Raw genomic sequence first — 16,235 nt, forward strand, 5'->3', positions numbered from 1 at the left:
ATGTTACGGGTGCGCCGCCATGGCGCGATATCGAGGAGGATCTCGTTCTGCATGAACGGATTGAAGCGGGCGCCGTGACGCGCCCGACCGTGACGCCGCCCGGCAGCGGCGGTGAAGAAGCAGTCAATGCGCTGCTCGCCCATATTCTGAACAGGCTCGATCAGGACAAGGCCGAGGAGATCGTTGCGATCGATCTGCGCGGCAAATCCGCGATGGCCGATCACATGGTGATCGCCTCCGGCCGCTCCACGAGGCAGGTTTCGGCGCTGACCGATCATCTGGTCGAGTCGCTGAAGCAGGAGCTTGGCCGCTCGGCCCGGATCGAAGGCAAGAACGCGGGCGACTGGGTGCTGATCGATGCGGGCGACGTGATCGTCCATATTTTCCGGCCCGAGGTGCGCGAGTTCTACCAGCTCGAAAAGATGTGGCTGCCGGAGGTCGCCGAAACGCCGGCGCGGATGGCCTGAGCCGGGCCAAGCCGTGCGCATCGCGATACTGGCTATCGGCCGTCAGAAAGGCGGGCCGGAGGCGATACTTGTCGCCGACTATCTGGCGCGGTTCGACGCCGTGGGACGCGGTCTTGGCCTTGGCCCGGCGCGATTGCAGGAAATCGAGGACAAGAAGCGCGTCGGCGAGAGCCGGTTGCTGATTGATGCGATTCCCGACGGCGCCTTCGCCGTCGCGCTGGACGAACGCGGGAAAGCGATAAGCAGCCGCGCCTTCGCAGGGCTGATCTGCGCGAAGCGCGACGAAGGACGGCGCGACATGGTTTTTCTTGTCGGCGGCGCCGACGGTCACACGGACGCGCTCCGCGCCCGCGCCGACCGGCTGCTCGGCTTCGGGCCGATGGTCTGGCCGCATATGCTCGCGCGCGCGATGCTCGCCGAGCAGCTCTACCGCGCCGCCAGCATCCTCTCCGGCGCGCCCTATCATCGGGACTGACGCCGCTGGCGCTCTCAGGCCGCCGGCAGCTTGCGTCCGTCCGGGTTCTCGTTGATCCGCCGAATCGCCCCCTCGCGCCGCTCCAGCCACCAGCCATACTGCTCCGGCCAGGCGTCGTAGCCCTCGACTCCCATCTCCCGCGCCTGATGATGCGCCCAGAACGGGTCGTAAAGCGCCTCGCGTCCAATCGCGATCAGGTCGGAGCGGCCGTCCTGCAGCACCTCCTCCGCCATCGGGCCGTCGAGGATCAGCCCGACCGCCTGTGTCGCGATGCCGGTTTCGGCGCGGATGCGCTTCGAGAACGGCGTCTGGAAACCGGCGCCGCGCGCCATCGGGTTCGCCGTCGCGCCGCCCGCGGAATTGCCCATCGAAGAGCAGTCGATCACATCGACGCCGATCCTCTTTAGCTCATGACAGAGCGCGACGCTGTCCTCGATCTCCCAGCCGCCCTCGATTCCGTCGATCGACGAGATGCGGAAAAAGAGCGGCTTCTCCTTCGGCCATGCTTCCCGCACCGCCCACGCGATATCCAGCGCCAGCTTCATTCGACCGGCGAGGTCGCCGCCCCATTTGTCGGTCCGCCGATTCGAGAGCGGCGAGAGGAAGGATTGAATGAGATAGCCATGGGCGCCGTGAAGCTCGATGAACTCGAAGCCCGCCGCATTCGATCGCCGCGTTGCGGCGACGAAATTCTCGACGAGTTTCGCGATGTCCCGCGCTGTCATTTCAACCGGCGTCAGCCACCCCTCGGCGAGCGGGATCGCGGAGGCGCCGTTTACCGTCCAGGGCGTATCGCCACGGGCCTCGTCCTCCGCGCCGAGCGGTCCGTTGCCGAACCAGGGCCGCTGCATTGAGGCCTTGCGCCCGGCATGGCCGAGTTGAATGCCCGGCGCCGCACCCTGCGTCCTGATGAACGCGACAACAGGTTTCAACGCCTCCGCATGGGCGTCGGACCAGATGCCGAGGTCGCCGTGCGTGATGCGGCCACGCTCCTGCACCGCGGCGGCCTCGGTCAGAACGGCGGCGGCGCCGCCCATGGCGAATTTCGCCAGATGGGCGAAGTGCCAGTCGTTCGCCAGGCCGTCGATGGCGGAATACTGGCACATCGGCGCGATCACCACGCGGTTCTTCAGCGTCAGACCCCTGAGCGTGATCGGGGTGAAGAGCATCGGCTTGGTCATTCACTCTCTCCTGCAATGCGCCGTCCACGCGCCTGAACGACGCTGCGCCTCGCCTCCACCGCGCCATGCGCGAGCGTGGCCATGTGTTCATCGAACACCTTCGTCTCCAACGCCAGTGCTTCTCTCAACGGCATGCCTTCGCCGGCTGCGATCAACCCGCGAATTCGGCCCATCGCGACAGGATCCGTCTCCGCGATCTCGGCCCCGAGCGCGCGGGCGCGCGCCAGCAAGGCTTCGGGCGGGGTCACCTCGACCGCAAGTCCCCAGTCCCGCGCGGTCGCCGCGTCGATAAAGCCGCCGGTGAGGCTCATCCAGCGGGCGCGCGCTGGGCCGATCAGGCGCGGCAGGATCTGCGTCATGCCCCAGGATGGGGTGAGGCCGACCCGCGCATGCGTGTCGGCGAAGCGCGCTCCCTCGGCCGCGACGATGAAATCCGCCTGCAAGGCCAGCTCCAGCCCGCCGGTCACCGCGAAGCCGTTCACCGCGGCGATGACCGGAACTTTCGAACAACGCATCGCGCCGGCGAGCGTATCGGGGCCGCGCCAGTCGCGCCCCTCTCGCGCGCCGGCGCCCAGTTCTTTCAAATCGACGCCGGCGGAAAATGCGCGCCCTGCGCCGGTCAGCACGATCGCGCGCACAGCCGATTCGCCGGCCAGCCGTCGGAAAACGGAAAGAAGCGAATCTTCCAGCGCGACCGAGATCGCATTAAGCGCCTCCGGCCGGTTCATCACCACAGTGGCGACGGCGCCGTCTTCGGATGTCTCGACGAGAACAAGATCGTCCATCAAACCCTCCCCCGCGGCGAGGATAGCCGGCCGCGCAGCGCGCGCAATCGTCGATGCGCCGCGTGGCGGGAAGGCTTGGCCCGGAACGCCGGCTGGACGCGGCCTTCTGGATCGCGATAACCGGTGTGGCGCCATCCGGTGTGGCGGCGATGCAAGGAAAGGATCGACCAGAATGAAATTTGACCGCGCCATAAAGATCGCGCCATCGATCCTCGCCGCCGATTTCGCCGATTTCGGCGCCGAATGCCGGGCGATCGAGGCGGAAGGCTGCGATTGGGTGCATGTCGATGTGATGGACGGGCATTTCGTGCCAAACATTACATTCGGACCGCAGGTGTGCCGCGCGATCCGCCCGCATGTGAATACGGTGATGGACGTTCACTTGATGATCGCGCCGGTCGATCCCTTTCTCGCGGCGTTCGGCGCGGCTGGCGCCGACATCATTACCGTGCATCAGGAGGCGGGACCGCATCTCGACCGGACGCTCCAGGCGATCCGCGATCTCGGCGCGAAGGCGGGCGTGGCGCTCAACCCCGCGACCGCGCCCGAAACGATCGAGTATGTGCTCGACCGCATCGATCTTGTCTGCGTGATGACGGTCAATCCGGGCTTTGGCGGGCAGAGTTTCATCGAGGCGATGGCGCCGAAAGTCCGGCGTCTGCGCGAGATGATCGGGGAAAGGCCGGTTCATATCGAGATCGACGGCGGCGTGACGGCTGAAACCGCGCCATTGGTTGCGGCGGCGGGCGCCGACGTGCTGGTCGCGGGCTCCGCCGTCTTCAAGGGCGGCTCGGCGGCCAACCCCGCGCCCTATGGAAAAAATATCCGCGCTATTCGCGACTCGGCGGAAGCCGCGCGGAAGTGAGCGGGGGAGACGATGCCGGCCCACACACGCGAATTCAAATACGCGTATTCGGGTTGAAGAGGTCGAAATCGTTATTGCTCACTGCCACAGGACGCATCACGGGCCGCGATGAGGTTAGCGTCGTGGGGGCGGGCCGGACGGTCCCGACGGGCCGCGCGATCAAAAGGCGGACCGCGTGACGCGCGCCGTCGTCTTCGATCTCGACGGCACGCTGATCGACAGCGTGTTCGACATCCACGCCGCCGTCGCCGCCACGCTTGCGGCGCTCGGGCGACCCACGCTCGATCCAGCCGCGGTGCGCGGTTTTGTAGGCGACGGCGTCGAGAAGCTGGTGGAGCGCTGTCTCGACGCCACCGGCGGCCATGATACGGCGAGCCTGCGCGCAGCCTTGGCGATGTTCACCCGCGCCTATGCGGAGAATCCGGCGACGCTCACCCGACCATTTGAAGGCGTTCAGCAGGCGCTGGCGCGGCTTGATTCCGCGGGTCTTGCGCTCGCCGTCGCCACCAACAAGCCGATCGCGCTCACCGAGCAGATCCTGGCGTCGCTCGGGCTGCGTCAACGGTTTCGCGTCGTCCTTGGCGGCGACAGCCTGGAGCGGATGAAGCCGGACCCCATGCCGCTCCTGACCGCGATCAAACAGCTTGGCGGCGGCGCGGCGGTCTTTGTCGGGGACAGCGAAACGGATGAAGCGACGGCGGCGAATGCGGGCGTCCCGTTCCACTTCTTCAGCGGAGGCTACCGCCGGAAGCCGGCGGCGGAGTTCCGCGCCGATTTCGTCTTCGACCGCTTCGAGGATCTCGTCGAACGGCTTTGCGCGGACGCGGGAACCTAAGCGGCGGATCGGGCTGCGACTTATGTCTCGGGTCACACCGCTCCGGGCCTATGGCGGGCGGCGTATCGCGTTGATACGCTGACGCCGCCCGCCGCCCGTCATAGAAGGAGAGCCAGATGATCATCGTCATTTTCGAGGTTTTCCCTCGTGAAGGGGAAAGGGACGCTTATCTCGATATGGCGGCGGAGATGCGTCCGCTTGTGGACGCGATCGACGGATTCATCTCGGTTGAACGGTTCGAAAGCCTGTCGACGCCGGGCAAGATTCTTTCGATCTCCACATTCCGCGACGAGGCGGCGCTTGATGAGTGGCGCCGGCTGACGCGGCACCGCTCCGCGCAGCGGGCGGGACGCGAGCGGATGTTCGCGGATTACCGCATTCGCGTCGCCTCCGTTCTTCGCGATTACGGGATGAAGGAGCGCGAAGGCGCGCCTGAGGACAGCCGTGCGCTGCACGGCTGAACCGCCTGCGCATAATCTGCTGAAAGCGCGCGCGAAACCCGCACGAGCGCGCCCTTGCGACGGCAGGTTCCCGGCCCAGATATAGCCATGCGCGGCCCGGTGGACCGATCCCCCCTCCCTGGAATTTCTCAGGGCCGCCGGGCTGCGCGCCACAGACCGGGGAGTCTCATTCATGGCCGCCGCAGCCGTCGCTCATCTCGACCGGGCCGAGTTTCCGCCGCATAGTGCGGCGATGGACGCGACCATTCTCATCGCCGACGACGACCCGCACATCCGGGAAGTGATCCGCTTCGCGCTCGTCCGCGAGGGGCTGAAGGTGATCGAGGCCGCTGACGGCGCCGAGGCTCTGGCCCGCTTCACCGAATCCGCGCCAGACCTTCTGATTCTCGATGTCGGGATGCCGGAGGCCGACGGGCTGGACGTCTGCCGCGAAATCCGCCGCACGCACCGCACGCCGATTCTTTTCCTTTCCGCCCGCGATGATGAGATAGACCGCATTCTCGGGCTGGAGATCGGTGGCGACGATTACGTCGGCAAGCCGTTCTCTCCCCGGGAGCTGGTCGCGCGGGTGAAGGCGATCCTGAAGCGGGCGGCGCCCGAGCCCGCGCCGGAGGCGGAAGTGCTGAGTCATGGCGCGCTCACCATCCGGCCCGAGCAGCATGAAGTCGAATTCGATGGCGCGCCCCTGAAGCTGACGCCGTTAGAGTTCGCGATGATGGCGACGCTGATCCGCCGGAAAGACCGCGTCGTCGCGCGGGATGACCTGGCCGCCGCCGCCTATCGGCTTAACGTTCACGTCTCCGGCCGCACCATTGACAGCCATATCCGCAACATTCGCCAGAAACTGGCGGAAGCGGGTTCCGGACCCGCGATCGAGACCGTGCACGGCGTCGGCTTCCGGATCGGTCCCTGCGTTCCCGCGACCGACGGCGCGTGAGGGAGGGGCGGCGGAAATACCGCCCGCCAATCCGGGCTATCGTCATCCTGATGCTGGTGATCGCGATGGCGACGCCGATGGCCGGACTCTTCTTCTTTCGGGTATTCGAGAACCAGTTGATCCGCAGGACAGAGGCGGAGCTGATCGCTCAATCCGCCGCGCTGGCGGCGATGATGCGGGAGAGAACGGCGTCGTTGCCGCTCGACGCGCTTGGCGCGCGCGCCCCGGAGGCGCAAGGGTTGGCCGCGTTCGCGCCGTCCGGCGCGTCGCTCGACCTCGCCTCCGACCCGGTCCTGCCGCCGCGGTCCGCGCCGCGCGCCGCGCCGCCAGTGGCGCCGGACTGGCGCGCGATCGGCGCGGAGATGGAGCCGCTGATTGACGAGACGGAGCGCCGCACGTTGGCCGGGATTCAGGCGCTCGACCCCGCCGGCGTGGCCCTGACCGGGGCCGAGGCTGGCGGCTCCCTCGCGCATGTTCCCGAAGTGGCGGAGGCGCTTCGCGGCCGGCTTGCGCAGCAGCTTCGCACCAGGCTGCGCGCCCGCCCGGCGCCGTTAATCTACTATGTGACGAAAGGCGCGTCGCTGCGGATTTTCATCGCCTTTCCCGTGATCGATCGCGGCCGCGTCGCCGGCGTGATTTACGCCTCGCGCACGCCGGCGCATATCCTTCAGGTCGCCTGGGCGGAACGGCGGAGCCTAGCGCTCGCTGCGCTGGCGACGCTGATCGCGGTCCTGGCGTTCGGGTTCGTCGCGACCCGCGCCATCACAGGCCCGATCCGCGAGTTGACCGTGCGCACCCGCCGGATCGACGCGGGCGAGCGCGCAGCGATGCGCCCTCTCCGCTATCACGGCACGCGCGAGGTGGCGGAGCTTTCCGAAATTTTCCTGCGGAGCGCGCGGAAGCTTCGCGACCGCTCCGAAAGCCTCTCCGCCTTCGCGGCGCATGTCGCGCATGAGCTGAAATCGCCGCTGACCGCGATCCAGGGCGCGGCGGAACTGGTCCGCGACGCCGAGGCCGAGATGGCGCCGGAGACGCGACGCGCGTTTCTTTCCAACATCGCCGCGGACGCGGAACGGATGACGCTACTTGTGCGCCGGCTTCTCGACCTCGCGCGGGCGGAGGCGGAGACGCAGGGCGCGCCGGGCGTCGCGACCGTGCGGGCGGCGGCGGCCGGCCTCGTCGCGCCGGTGAAAATCGAACTGAACGGCGATGTCGACACGCCAGTTGCGATGCGTGATGAAAAGCTCTCTGCGGTACTCGGCAATCTCGCGGATAATGCGGCGCGGCATGGCGCGACGCGACTGGAGATCGCTGTCCGGGCGGCGGCCGGCCGCGCGTTGATTCGCGTCGCCGATGATGGCGAGGGCGTATCGGAAGCGAACCGTGGAAAGCTTTTCGACCCGTTCTTCACCACGCGCCGCGCCGAAGGCGGCACAGGCATGGGGCTCGCCATCGTTCGCGCGCTGATCGAGGCTCATGATGGCGCCGTGGCGCTCGGCGCCGGAACCGAAACTGGCGGCGCGGTTTTCGAGATCGATCTGCCGCCGGCGTCGGTCAGCCCCGAAGCGGATCGCTGACGCTGGGGGCGGCCGGCGCAGCCGCCTGCTTCTGTTCCGCGACGGGGGACGACTCCGCCATCATCCGGATCAGGCGCGCCTTGTCGCCGGCGTCGTCCGGTCGGCTCAGCGCCGCCGCCAGCGCCTCGAGGCTGGCGACGGAATGCGCGGCGCGGAAACTGTCGACGCGCGGCAACATCGCCCGCACCCCTCGCGCCCTGGGTGCGAAGCCGTCCCATCTCAGCAACGGGTTGAGCCAGATCAGTTTTCGGCAGGAAAGACGCAGGCGCTCCATCTCATGGCCGAGAACGATCGGGTCGTCTCGGTCGAGTCCGTCGGTGATCAGGATCACCACGGCGCCCTGTCCCAGCACCCGGCGCGACCAGTCGCGGTTGAAGCGGCGAAGGCAGGCGCCGATCCGCGTGCCGCCCTCCCAGTCCTCGGCCTCCGCGCCGGCTCGTTTCAGCGCGCTGTCGACGTCACGGAGCTTCAGATGGCGGGTGATGTTGGTCAGTCGCGTGCCGAAGGTGAAGGAATGCACGTCCGACCAGCCTGCGCCCTTGGCGTTGGAGGCGGCGTGAAGGAAATGCATTAGCATCCGCGAATAACCCGCCATCGAGCCGGAGATGTCACAGAGCGCGATCAGCGCCGGGGGACGCTCGCGCCGCTCGCGCATCGCCAGCGATCTGATCTCGCCGCCGGAGCGCATCGCCGCGCGCAATGTCCGCCTTGCGTCGATCATCCGGCCGCGCATGGACGTCCGTGTGCGTCGCGACGCGATCGGTTTCAGCGGCAGCTCCAGCCGGGCGATGGCGCGGAGCGCCTCCGCCTGCTCGGCGAGGGTCATCTGCTCAAAATCCTGCCGTTTCAGCTTCTCCTCGGCGGAGAAGGTGAGCGCCGCGTCGATCTCGATCTCCTCCTTCTCGCCCTCTGGCTCGGGCGCGTCGGGGCGCTCCGCGTCGTCGAGCAGGGCTTCGGCGGCGCGCTTTTCCGCCGCGTCGGGCTTGTGCTCCTCCTGCGTGCCGCGCATTTGCGGCATGAGCATCGACATCATGTGTTCGAGAAACTGCGGATCGCGCCAGAAAAGCCGGAATGTCTGGCCGAAAAGCTCCCGGTGTTCCGGACGAGAGACGAAGCAGGCGTGGAGCGTCCAGTAGAAATCGTCGCGCGACGAGAACCCCGCCGCCTCCACCGCCTGCACAGCGCTGAGGATCCGCCCTGGCCCGACCGGCATGCCGGCGCGGCGCAGCGCGCGCGCGAAATGCGCGATGTTGGCGGCAAGCTTGCCGTCGCTCCGGATCGGCAGATCGGCGTAGCGCGCTTCAGACATAGCGCGAGACCTCGATGAGGTTGCCGGCCGGGTCGTTGAAATAGACCGAGAGGATCGGGCCGCGCGCGCCGGATTTCTCGACCGGCCCCTCGATGATCGGAATGTCCGCCGCCTCAAGCCGGGCGATCACGTCCTCCAGCGGCGCCTCCGTGACGAGGCAGAAATCGCCCGAACCGATACAGGCGTGGTTGCGGGTTTCCTGCCCGAGGGTTTGCAGGTTGATCTTCTGCACGCCGATCTTCAGAGCGCGCCGCCCGGCGCCGAAGGTGATCGCCTCGAGCCCCAGCGCGGAGGCGTAGAACGCCACGGCCTCCTCCACGTCACGCACCGTGAGCACGAGATGGTCGAGCCCGCTGACGAGGCCGCTCACGCCGGTTCCAGTTTCGTCCTCGCCTGATCGAGGATGCGCTTCGCCTCCGAGCCCTGCATCGCCGAGATATCGTCCTGATATTTCAGGATTGCGCCGAGCGTGTCGGAGATCACCTGCGGCGAAAGCGCGACGGCGTCGAGCGCGATCAGGCATTTCGCCCAGTCGATGGTCTCCGCGACGCCCGGGCGCTTGAAGAGATCCTCGGTCCGAAGCTGCTGGACAAAGGCGACGACCTCGCGACTCAGCGTCTCCGTCGCCTCGGGCGCGCGGGCGCGGACGATCTCCATCTCGCGGTCGAAATCCGGGTATCCGACCCAGTGATAGAGGCAGCGGCGCTTCAGCGCGTCATGCACTTCGCGGGTGCGGTTCGAAGTGATGATGACGATTGGCGGCTCCGGCGCCTTCACCGCGCCAAGTTCGGGGATCGTCACCTGAAAATCCGAAAGCGCTTCTAGGAGAAACGCCTCGAAGGGTTCGTCGGTGCGGTCGAGCTCGTCGATCAGCAGGACCGGCGCGCCCCCCGCCTGCGGTCGCATCGCCGCGAGGAGCGGGCGCTCGGTCAGGTAGCGCTCGGAAAAGAGATTGGCCGTCAGCGCGTCCTGATCGGCGCCGCCCGCGGCCTCCGCCGTTCGGATCGCGATCATCTGCGCGGCGAAATTCCATTCATAGACGGCGGAGGCGGCGTCGAGACCCTCATAGCACTGAAGCCGGATCAGCCTCCGGCCGAGGCCGGCGGAAAGCGCTTTCGCGATCTCGGTCTTGCCGGTGCCCGGCTCGCCTTCGAGAAAAAGCGGCTTTCCAAGCGTGAGCGCGAGATAAGTCACCGTCGCCAGCGCCCTGCCGCAGACATAGTCCTCGGAGGCGAGCAGCGTCTGCGTCTCTTCGATGGTCTTAGGCGGTACGGTCATGAATCCTCGCAAAGCATGCTGGCCGGCAATGGAAGCCCTCGCGCCGGTTTTTTCAAGGGCGGGGAGTTCAGAGCAGCAGCGCGCCGCCGAGCCCGAGGAAGAGGAAGAAGCCGACGATGTCGGTGACGGTGGTGACGAAGGTGCCGGACGCGAGCGCCGGGTCGGCGCCGAAGCGGTCCAGCGTGATCGGCACCAGAATACCTGCGAGCGCGGCGACGAGCAGATTACCGATCATGGTGATGGCGAGCACGAAACCGAGCATGGCGTCGGAGAACCAGAGATAGCCGATGATCCCGATCAGAATCGCGAAGCCGAGCCCGTTCATCAGGCCGACCAGCGTCTCGCGCAGGACGACGCGCCACATGTTGGAGGCCGTGAGGTCGCGCGTCGCCAGCGCCCTGACCGCGACGGTCAGCGTCTGCGTGCCGGCGTTGCCGCCCATCGATGCGACGATCGGCATCAGGACGGCGAGAGCGACATAGGCGGCGATGACATCCTCGAAGACGTCGATCACCATGCTGGCGAGCACCGCGGTCACAAGATTGACCGCGAGCCAGGGAAAACGCGATCTGGCGATGTCCCGGACGCGATCGGAGATGCTTTCGTCGCCGACGCCGCCAAGGCGAAGGATGTCTTCCTCCGCCTCTTCGTCCATCGCCTCGACCGCGTCGTCGATGGTGATTACGCCGACGAGGCGGCCGTCCTCGTCCACCACCGGGGCGGAGACGAGGTGATACTGGCTGAAGGCGTAGGCGACGTCCTCGGATTTCTGGGTCGCGGGGATGGCGCGGAAATCCTCCGACATGATCTCGGCGAGCGGCACCGGGCGCGTGGTTCCCATGATTCGGCCGACCGGGATCGTGCCGATGGGCTTCATGCCGGGATCGACGACGATGACCTCGTAGAACGGGTCCGGCAGCTCCTCGGCCGCGCGCATCGCATCGATCATGTCGCCCACGGTCCAGAACGGGGGCGCCTTCACCAGCTCCCGCTGCATCATCCGGCCGGCGGAATATTCCGGATAGGCGAGCGATTGCTCGACGATGACGCGCTCGTCGTCGTCGAGCGCCCCCAGCAGCCGGGCCTTGTGCTCGTCCTCGAGATCCTCGACGAGGTAAACGACGTCGTCCGAGTTCAGCTCTTTCACCGCTGCGGCGAGCACGGCCGGGTCGACATAGGAAAGCACTTCGTCGAGAACGCTCTCGTCCAGTTCCGAGAGCGCCTCCGCGTCCAGTTCGGCGCCGACGGCGCGGATCAGTCCGGCGCGGTCGTCGCTGTCGATCTGCTCCAGAAGGTCGGCGAAATCGGCGGCGTGGAGCGGCGCGACGAGGGCGCGCACCCCCGCGTCGTCTCCTTCGGCCAGCGCATCGACGACGCCGGCGACGAGGTCGACGCCAAGCGCGTAGGCCTCCTCCTCGCGTTCGTCCTCGGCTTCCGGGCGTTCGCTTGGTTCGGACATGACGCGCCTCGCTGTTCGATGCGCGTCAGATAGCGGGGAAGCAGGGCTGACGCCACCTCGCGAGGGCGGGGCGGGTCGAAAATTCCGCGCCGGGCCGCGTCAGCGCCCCGTCCGCACCCGGTTCCGCCCCTCCGCCTTGGCCTTGTAGAGCGCCTCATCGGCTGCGAGCATCAGATCCTGAAGCGTCTCCGCGCCGTCCGTGAGCGCCGCGAGTCCGAGTGAGATGGTGACCTTCAATGATTCTCCACTGTGGCGCAGGCGCATCGCCTCCACTGCTTTCCGAAGCTGCTCCGCGCGCTCGATTGCGCGCTCGGCGCCGCAGCCGGGCATCATGACCACGAATTCCTCGCCGCCGAGTCTGCATGGCACGTCCGCCTCGCGAAAGAGCTTCTGCAGCACCGTCGCCAGCGCGCGGAGCACAGCGTCGCCCGCGTCGTGGCCGTAGTTGTCGTTGAACGTCTTGAAATGATCGACATCGAGCGAGATGAGCGCCGCCGGGCGGCGTTGCGCCACGCAGCGGCCGAGCTCCCGCTTCGCATAATCGAGAAAGAAGCGGCGATTGTAGAGCCCGGTCAGCGGGTCGCGGGTCGATTGCTCGCGCAACAGATCGCGCATCTTCACGTTTGCGATGGCGACGCTGATGTGCTCCGCGCAGAAGTTCACCAGTTTCTGCGTGTCCTGCCCGGCCCCGGCGTCGAGTTCGACGCTGAGCAGACCGACCGTGTCGCCATGCGCGATGATCGGCAGGCAGTATTGGCGCTCCGGCGGGTCGCCGCCGCGCGCGGCCATTACATGCGCGCAGGCGATATCGATGGTGTTGTCGCCGTGAAAGTAGGCGCGCCCACGCCGCAGCGCCCAGCAGTCGGATGGCTCCAGGTCGTCAACCTTCGCGCCCTCGCCCCAGGCGCAGGCGCGTTGCAGGGTGTCGCGGGCGGCGCCGTAGGTGTAGACCGCGCCGCTCGATCCCGGCAGGAGCTTGGCGAGAAAGGAACTGACGACGACGAATAGCTCTTCGAGCGTATCGCTCGATTGCAGCCATTCGTTGAACTCGGCGAGCATACGCGCCTCTCTGCGCTTCATGTCCTCGAAGCGGCGGGCCTCGGCGGCGGCGGCCTCCGCGCGCTTTCGCTCCGAGACGTCGCGGCCGACGATGATGAAATTGGTGTGCGCGCCCTTGTTGTCGAAGACCGGGATGATCTCCTGCTCCATCCAGTATGGCGCGCCGGAGCGGCGGTGGCAGATCAGCTCCAGCGTAACGGACTGACGGTTGCGCACCGCCTCGTCGATCATCGCCAGTTTTTCGGGCTCGCTTTGCGGGCCGGCCAGAACGTCGCGTCCGGACCGGCCGAGAAGGTCCATCTCGAGGTCGAGGCCATTGTGCCGGCGGAACGCTTCGTTAGCCCAGACGATTCGATTGGTCGGGTCGGTGATGACGATGAGATCCTTGGCGTGGGCTGCGACCAGGCTGAGGCGCTGCAGCTCCTCCTGCCGGGCCTCGACCTCCGCCTTCTCGGCGTTGAGCCGCGCCAGTTCGGCGCCGAGCCGACGCTCCATCTTCTCCGCGCGCGCCTTCTCCGCGGTCAGTTTTTCCTCGCGCAGCCGGAAATCGGTGATCTCGGTGAGCGTCAGTACGCGCCCGTTATCCGAGCGTGGCCGGATGCGCGCCATGACCGCGCGCCCTGACGGCGCGACGCAGTCAAAATCGAGCTCCGCTCCTTCCTTGAACGCCGCCTCGATCTTCGCGCCTGATTCGGCGGAAAGCGCGCCCGCCTCGACGGCGCGCTTGAGAAGGTCGGCGAACCGATCCCCGCGTCGGGGTCGCCGGCCGTCGATGCCAAGGAGCGTGGCGGTGCGCCGGTTCGCCAATTCGCAGCGTCCCCGCGCGTCCCAGAAGACGACGCCGGTGGGAAGTTCGTCCATCGTCTGTTGGATCAGCGCCCGCGAGCCGGCGTCGCGCAGCGGCGCGGCAAGGCGGACCTGCGCCTCGTCCTTCGCGTCATACGCTTTCGCCTGATCGAAATGTTTCATCGCCCGTCCTTCGGCCTGGCCGCCTGTTTCGCGCGAGTCTCTTTGCAAAAGGTTAAGAAAGCGCGCGCGGCGTCATTTCGATGGCCAGAGCCCCTTGAGCGCGCCGCCCAGCAGTGTCGAGACGCCGGGTCGCGCCCGGACGTGGTGCGGCAGCGGCCGGCAGACATCGATGGCCGCGACGCCGACCCGCGCGGTCAGGGCGCCGTTCGCCACCCCCTCTCCGAAGCGGCGGGACAGTTTCGCGAGCGCGCCGCCGCCGAAAGCCGGGCCGATCATGTCCTCGCCGACCGCGATCGCCCCCGCCGTGATCAGATGCGCCGCGACGGCGCGCAGAAGCCGCCATGAACCGAGCCAGCCGGCGCGGCCGCCATAGACCGCCGCGATGGCGCGGATCATCCGGAGATTGACCGCGAGCGCGGCAAGCACGTCGAGCGCGGGAAGCGGGATGATCGCCGTCGCCGCCGCCACGTCGCGCGCGCCGCGCCGTACGGCGGCCTCGGCCTCCCGGTCCAGCGGCGTCATCAGCGTTCTCTCCGCGAGATCGAGGAGCGCATCGCCATCCATGACGTCGCCGCGCTTTTCGGTCAGCTCGGCGTGCGCGGCGGTGAGCTCGGATCGCCCGCGATAGAGCGCGTCGAGCGCATCAACGATTTTCGACGCCGCCGCACGCTCGCGCGTCGCCCGCGCTCGGATTGCGGCGGCGCGCAGCCCGTCGATGCGGTGAAGCCGGGCCAGCCCGGCGATCTCCCGAAGTGCGATGAGGATCAGCGCCGCTGCGGAGAGAAGCGCGAGCGCCAGCGCGATCCGGCCGAGCCAGACATTGCGCAAGATCAGCGCCTCGACCACCTCGAAAGCCCAGAGGCCGAGCGCCATCGAGACAAGACCGGCGAGCGCGGCCCAGAAGAGCCCTGTAAGTCCGCCGCCGGCTCGGATTCGGGGCGTGGAGGCGGGCGGCGCGGCCTCTTCTGCGTCGATCTCCGGAGCCTCGTCCGGGCCGCTCGGCGCGGCGGGCAGGTTTTCCAGTCCGTCTACGATCAACTTCGGTTCACGCCGGGTGGAGTCGCTCATGTCAGCCTGTCCCCGATCAGGAATTCGAGCGCGCGGTCGAGCCTGATATGCGGCAGCCCCTCGCCGCGCGAGAGCCGGGGCGGCGCGAAATTCATGACTTTGAATGCGCCGTCGAGCCAGCCCGTCCCCGCTGGCCCGGCGTCCGCCGCGCGGGCGGCGGCGAGGACGGAGGCCGGGTCGGCCGGCAATTCGCCCGGATCGAGGGCGGCCTCCTCGCCGGTCGCCTCCAATCGCCCCCTCACCGCGCGAATCCCGTCGCCCTCCTGCTCAACGGTTGCGCGGAGCGCGGCGATCGCCAGCGCATGGGTTTCGGCGCCCCGGAAGGCCGCATGCGCGAGGTTCTGGCTCAGGAGCGCGCTCAGGATCGCTGTCAGGCGGTCGTGTTCGAGATGATGCAGATGATCCGCCTTCGTCGCGGCGAAAAGAATGCGGTCGATCCGCCGCCCGAGGATCGAGGCGAGCCACGAATTTCGCCCCGGCCGGAACGCTCCGAGCACCTCCTTCATCGCGTCGGAGAGATCGGCGACCGCCGCCGGGCCGTCGTTCAGGGCGGTCATCAGGTCGACGAGCACGATCTGCCGGTCGAGCCGGGCGAAATGATTGCGAAAGAAGGGTTTCACGACGCTGCGCTTGTAGGCGTCGAACCGCCGCGCGAACTCCGCATGCAGCGGATCGCGCCCGACCGGCGGCGGCAGCGGACAAAAGGTCAGGGCGGGCGAGCCCTCCATATCGCCGGGCATCAGGAAGCGACCAGGGGCGAGCCCTGAGAGCCCGGCCTTGCGGCAGGCTCCGAGATACGCGGTGAACGCGGCGGCGAGCGGTCTCGCTGCGCTTTCCTCGAAAGGTTCGGCCGGGTCCCGCGCCGCAATCAGCGCGCGCCATTCGCCGGCATGCGGAGCGCGTGAAGCGTTTTCGGCGGCTTTCAGCGCCTTCAGCGACCAGCGGGTGAAATCCTGATCGAGCAGTGCGAGATCAAGGAGCCACTCTCCCGGATAATCGACGATGTCGAGATGCATCGTCGAATCGCCAGTCAGCCCGGCGAGGAACCCGGTCGGCCGGTAGCGGAGCGAGACTCGGATCTGGCTGATCCGCCGCGTGCTTTCCGGCCAGCGCGGCGGATTCGCGGATAGCGCGGCGAGGTGCGATTCATAGTCGAAGCGCGGCGTCTCCCGGTCGGGATGCGGCTGCACGGCGGCGGCGATCAGCCGCCCGTCGGCCTCGGCGCGGAGCTGGGTCATTCTCCCGCGCTGCAGCAGGTTGGCGATCAGCGAGGTGATGAAGACGGTCTTGCCGGCCCGCGACAGCCCGGTGACGCCGAGCCGGAGCCGCGGCTCGAACAGCATCTCCGCGGCGCTGTCGCGCGCTTCCTCCGCGAGGCGGATGATGTCGTCAGCGATGTCCGCGACGCCCAAGGCGGTCTCCCTCTCCGAAGGGCGGAATATGGCGTCAGGCCGCGGCGAGGGAAAGAGGCGGGCTTTCCGCGCAAGGATTTAGGGAGTAATCGCTGAGC

At 67.8% G+C, this 16,235-nt stretch carries 16 protein-coding genes; 7 read left to right on the forward strand and 9 right to left on the reverse strand.

Annotation, left to right across the window (positions count from 1 at the left end; translation table 11 throughout):
* Positions 1 to 74: 74 nt before the first annotated feature.
* Together rsfS and rlmH are read left to right on the forward strand one after the other, a co-directional pair.
* Positions 75 to 467, forward strand: a complete 393-nt coding sequence (gene rsfS / locus G5B40_RS13325) for a ribosome silencing factor (protein WP_246209510.1) — start codon at positions 75 to 77, stop codon at positions 465 to 467.
* A gap of 13 nt (positions 468 to 480) precedes the next feature.
* A complete protein-coding gene (gene rlmH, locus G5B40_RS13330) occupies positions 481 to 942 on the forward strand; it encodes a 23S rRNA (pseudouridine(1915)-N(3))-methyltransferase RlmH (protein ID WP_165099491.1) in 462 nt (153 codons plus the stop codon).
* A 14-nt stretch (positions 943 to 956) separates the two neighbouring features.
* Here the strand turns inward: rlmH and G5B40_RS13335 are convergent, their stop codons facing one another.
* Entirely contained in the window at positions 957 to 2,123 is a 1,167-nt protein-coding gene (locus G5B40_RS13335) for an NADH:flavin oxidoreductase/NADH oxidase (protein WP_165099493.1), read from the reverse strand.
* Positions 2,120 to 2,908 (reverse strand): enoyl-CoA hydratase, encoded by a 789-nt coding sequence (locus G5B40_RS13340; protein WP_211907327.1) that lies wholly within the window; start codon positions 2,906 to 2,908, stop codon positions 2,120 to 2,122. The genes G5B40_RS13335 and G5B40_RS13340 overlap by 4 nt, the downstream gene beginning before the upstream one ends.
* A 172-nt stretch (positions 2,909 to 3,080) precedes the next feature.
* On the opposite strand from G5B40_RS13340, the gene rpe reads away from it, so the two are divergent.
* The 5 genes from rpe (at position 3,081) to G5B40_RS13365 (ending at position 7,583) form a co-directional block, all read left to right on the forward strand.
* Complete coding sequence (gene rpe / locus G5B40_RS13345; protein WP_165099498.1) at positions 3,081 to 3,773, forward strand: ribulose-phosphate 3-epimerase; 693 nt, start codon at positions 3,081 to 3,083, stop codon at positions 3,771 to 3,773.
* A 175-nt stretch (positions 3,774 to 3,948) separates the two neighbouring features.
* Entirely contained in the window at positions 3,949 to 4,608 is a 660-nt protein-coding gene (gene gph / locus G5B40_RS13350) for a phosphoglycolate phosphatase (RefSeq protein WP_165099500.1), read from the forward strand.
* A 116-nt stretch (positions 4,609 to 4,724) separates the two neighbouring features.
* Entirely contained in the window at positions 4,725 to 5,069 is a 345-nt protein-coding gene (locus tag G5B40_RS13355; protein ID WP_165099502.1) for an antibiotic biosynthesis monooxygenase family protein, read from the forward strand.
* Between the two features lie 172 nt (positions 5,070 to 5,241).
* A complete protein-coding gene (locus G5B40_RS13360; protein WP_246209513.1) occupies positions 5,242 to 6,006 on the forward strand; it encodes a response regulator transcription factor in 765 nt (254 codons plus the stop codon).
* The gene (locus G5B40_RS13365; RefSeq protein WP_211907328.1) at positions 6,003 to 7,583 is read left to right on the forward strand and encodes a sensor histidine kinase; all 1,581 of its coding nucleotides are present in this window, start codon (positions 6,003 to 6,005) and stop codon (positions 7,581 to 7,583) included. The genes G5B40_RS13360 and G5B40_RS13365 overlap by 4 nt, the downstream gene beginning before the upstream one ends.
* Here G5B40_RS13365 and G5B40_RS13370 read toward each other — a convergent pair.
* From G5B40_RS13370 to G5B40_RS13400, 7 genes are all read right to left on the reverse strand, one after another.
* Positions 7,561 to 8,892 (reverse strand): vWA domain-containing protein, encoded by a 1,332-nt coding sequence (locus tag G5B40_RS13370; protein WP_165099504.1) that lies wholly within the window; start codon positions 8,890 to 8,892, stop codon positions 7,561 to 7,563. The genes G5B40_RS13365 and G5B40_RS13370 overlap by 23 nt on opposite strands.
* On the reverse strand, positions 8,885 to 9,262 hold the full coding sequence (locus G5B40_RS13375; protein WP_165099506.1) for a VOC family protein: 378 nt from the start codon (positions 9,260 to 9,262) through the stop codon (positions 8,885 to 8,887). The genes G5B40_RS13370 and G5B40_RS13375 overlap by 8 nt, the downstream gene beginning before the upstream one ends.
* Positions 9,259 to 10,170 (reverse strand): AAA family ATPase, encoded by a 912-nt coding sequence (locus G5B40_RS13380; RefSeq protein ID WP_165099509.1) that lies wholly within the window; start codon positions 10,168 to 10,170, stop codon positions 9,259 to 9,261. The genes G5B40_RS13375 and G5B40_RS13380 overlap by 4 nt, the downstream gene beginning before the upstream one ends.
* Before the next feature lie 67 nt (positions 10,171 to 10,237).
* Positions 10,238 to 11,629: a magnesium transporter gene (gene mgtE, locus G5B40_RS13385; protein WP_165099512.1), complete on the reverse strand. Its 1,392-nt coding sequence runs from the start codon at positions 11,627 to 11,629 to the stop codon at positions 10,238 to 10,240.
* Between the two features lie 99 nt (positions 11,630 to 11,728).
* Positions 11,729 to 13,657, reverse strand: a complete 1,929-nt coding sequence (locus G5B40_RS13390; RefSeq protein WP_165099515.1) for a diguanylate cyclase — start codon at positions 13,655 to 13,657, stop codon at positions 11,729 to 11,731.
* Between the two features lie 72 nt (positions 13,658 to 13,729).
* Positions 13,730 to 14,725, reverse strand: coding sequence for a YcjF family protein (locus G5B40_RS13395; RefSeq protein WP_165099517.1), 996 nt, complete (start codon positions 14,723 to 14,725; stop codon positions 13,730 to 13,732).
* Complete coding sequence (locus tag G5B40_RS13400) at positions 14,722 to 16,137, reverse strand: YcjX family GTP-binding protein (RefSeq protein WP_246209515.1); 1,416 nt, start codon at positions 16,135 to 16,137, stop codon at positions 14,722 to 14,724. The genes G5B40_RS13395 and G5B40_RS13400 overlap by 4 nt, the downstream gene beginning before the upstream one ends.
* Positions 16,138 to 16,235: the final 98 nt, after the last annotated feature.

The organism is Pikeienuella piscinae (assembly GCF_011044155.1).
Lineage (GTDB): Bacteria > Pseudomonadota > Alphaproteobacteria > Rhodobacterales > Rhodobacteraceae > Pikeienuella > Pikeienuella piscinae.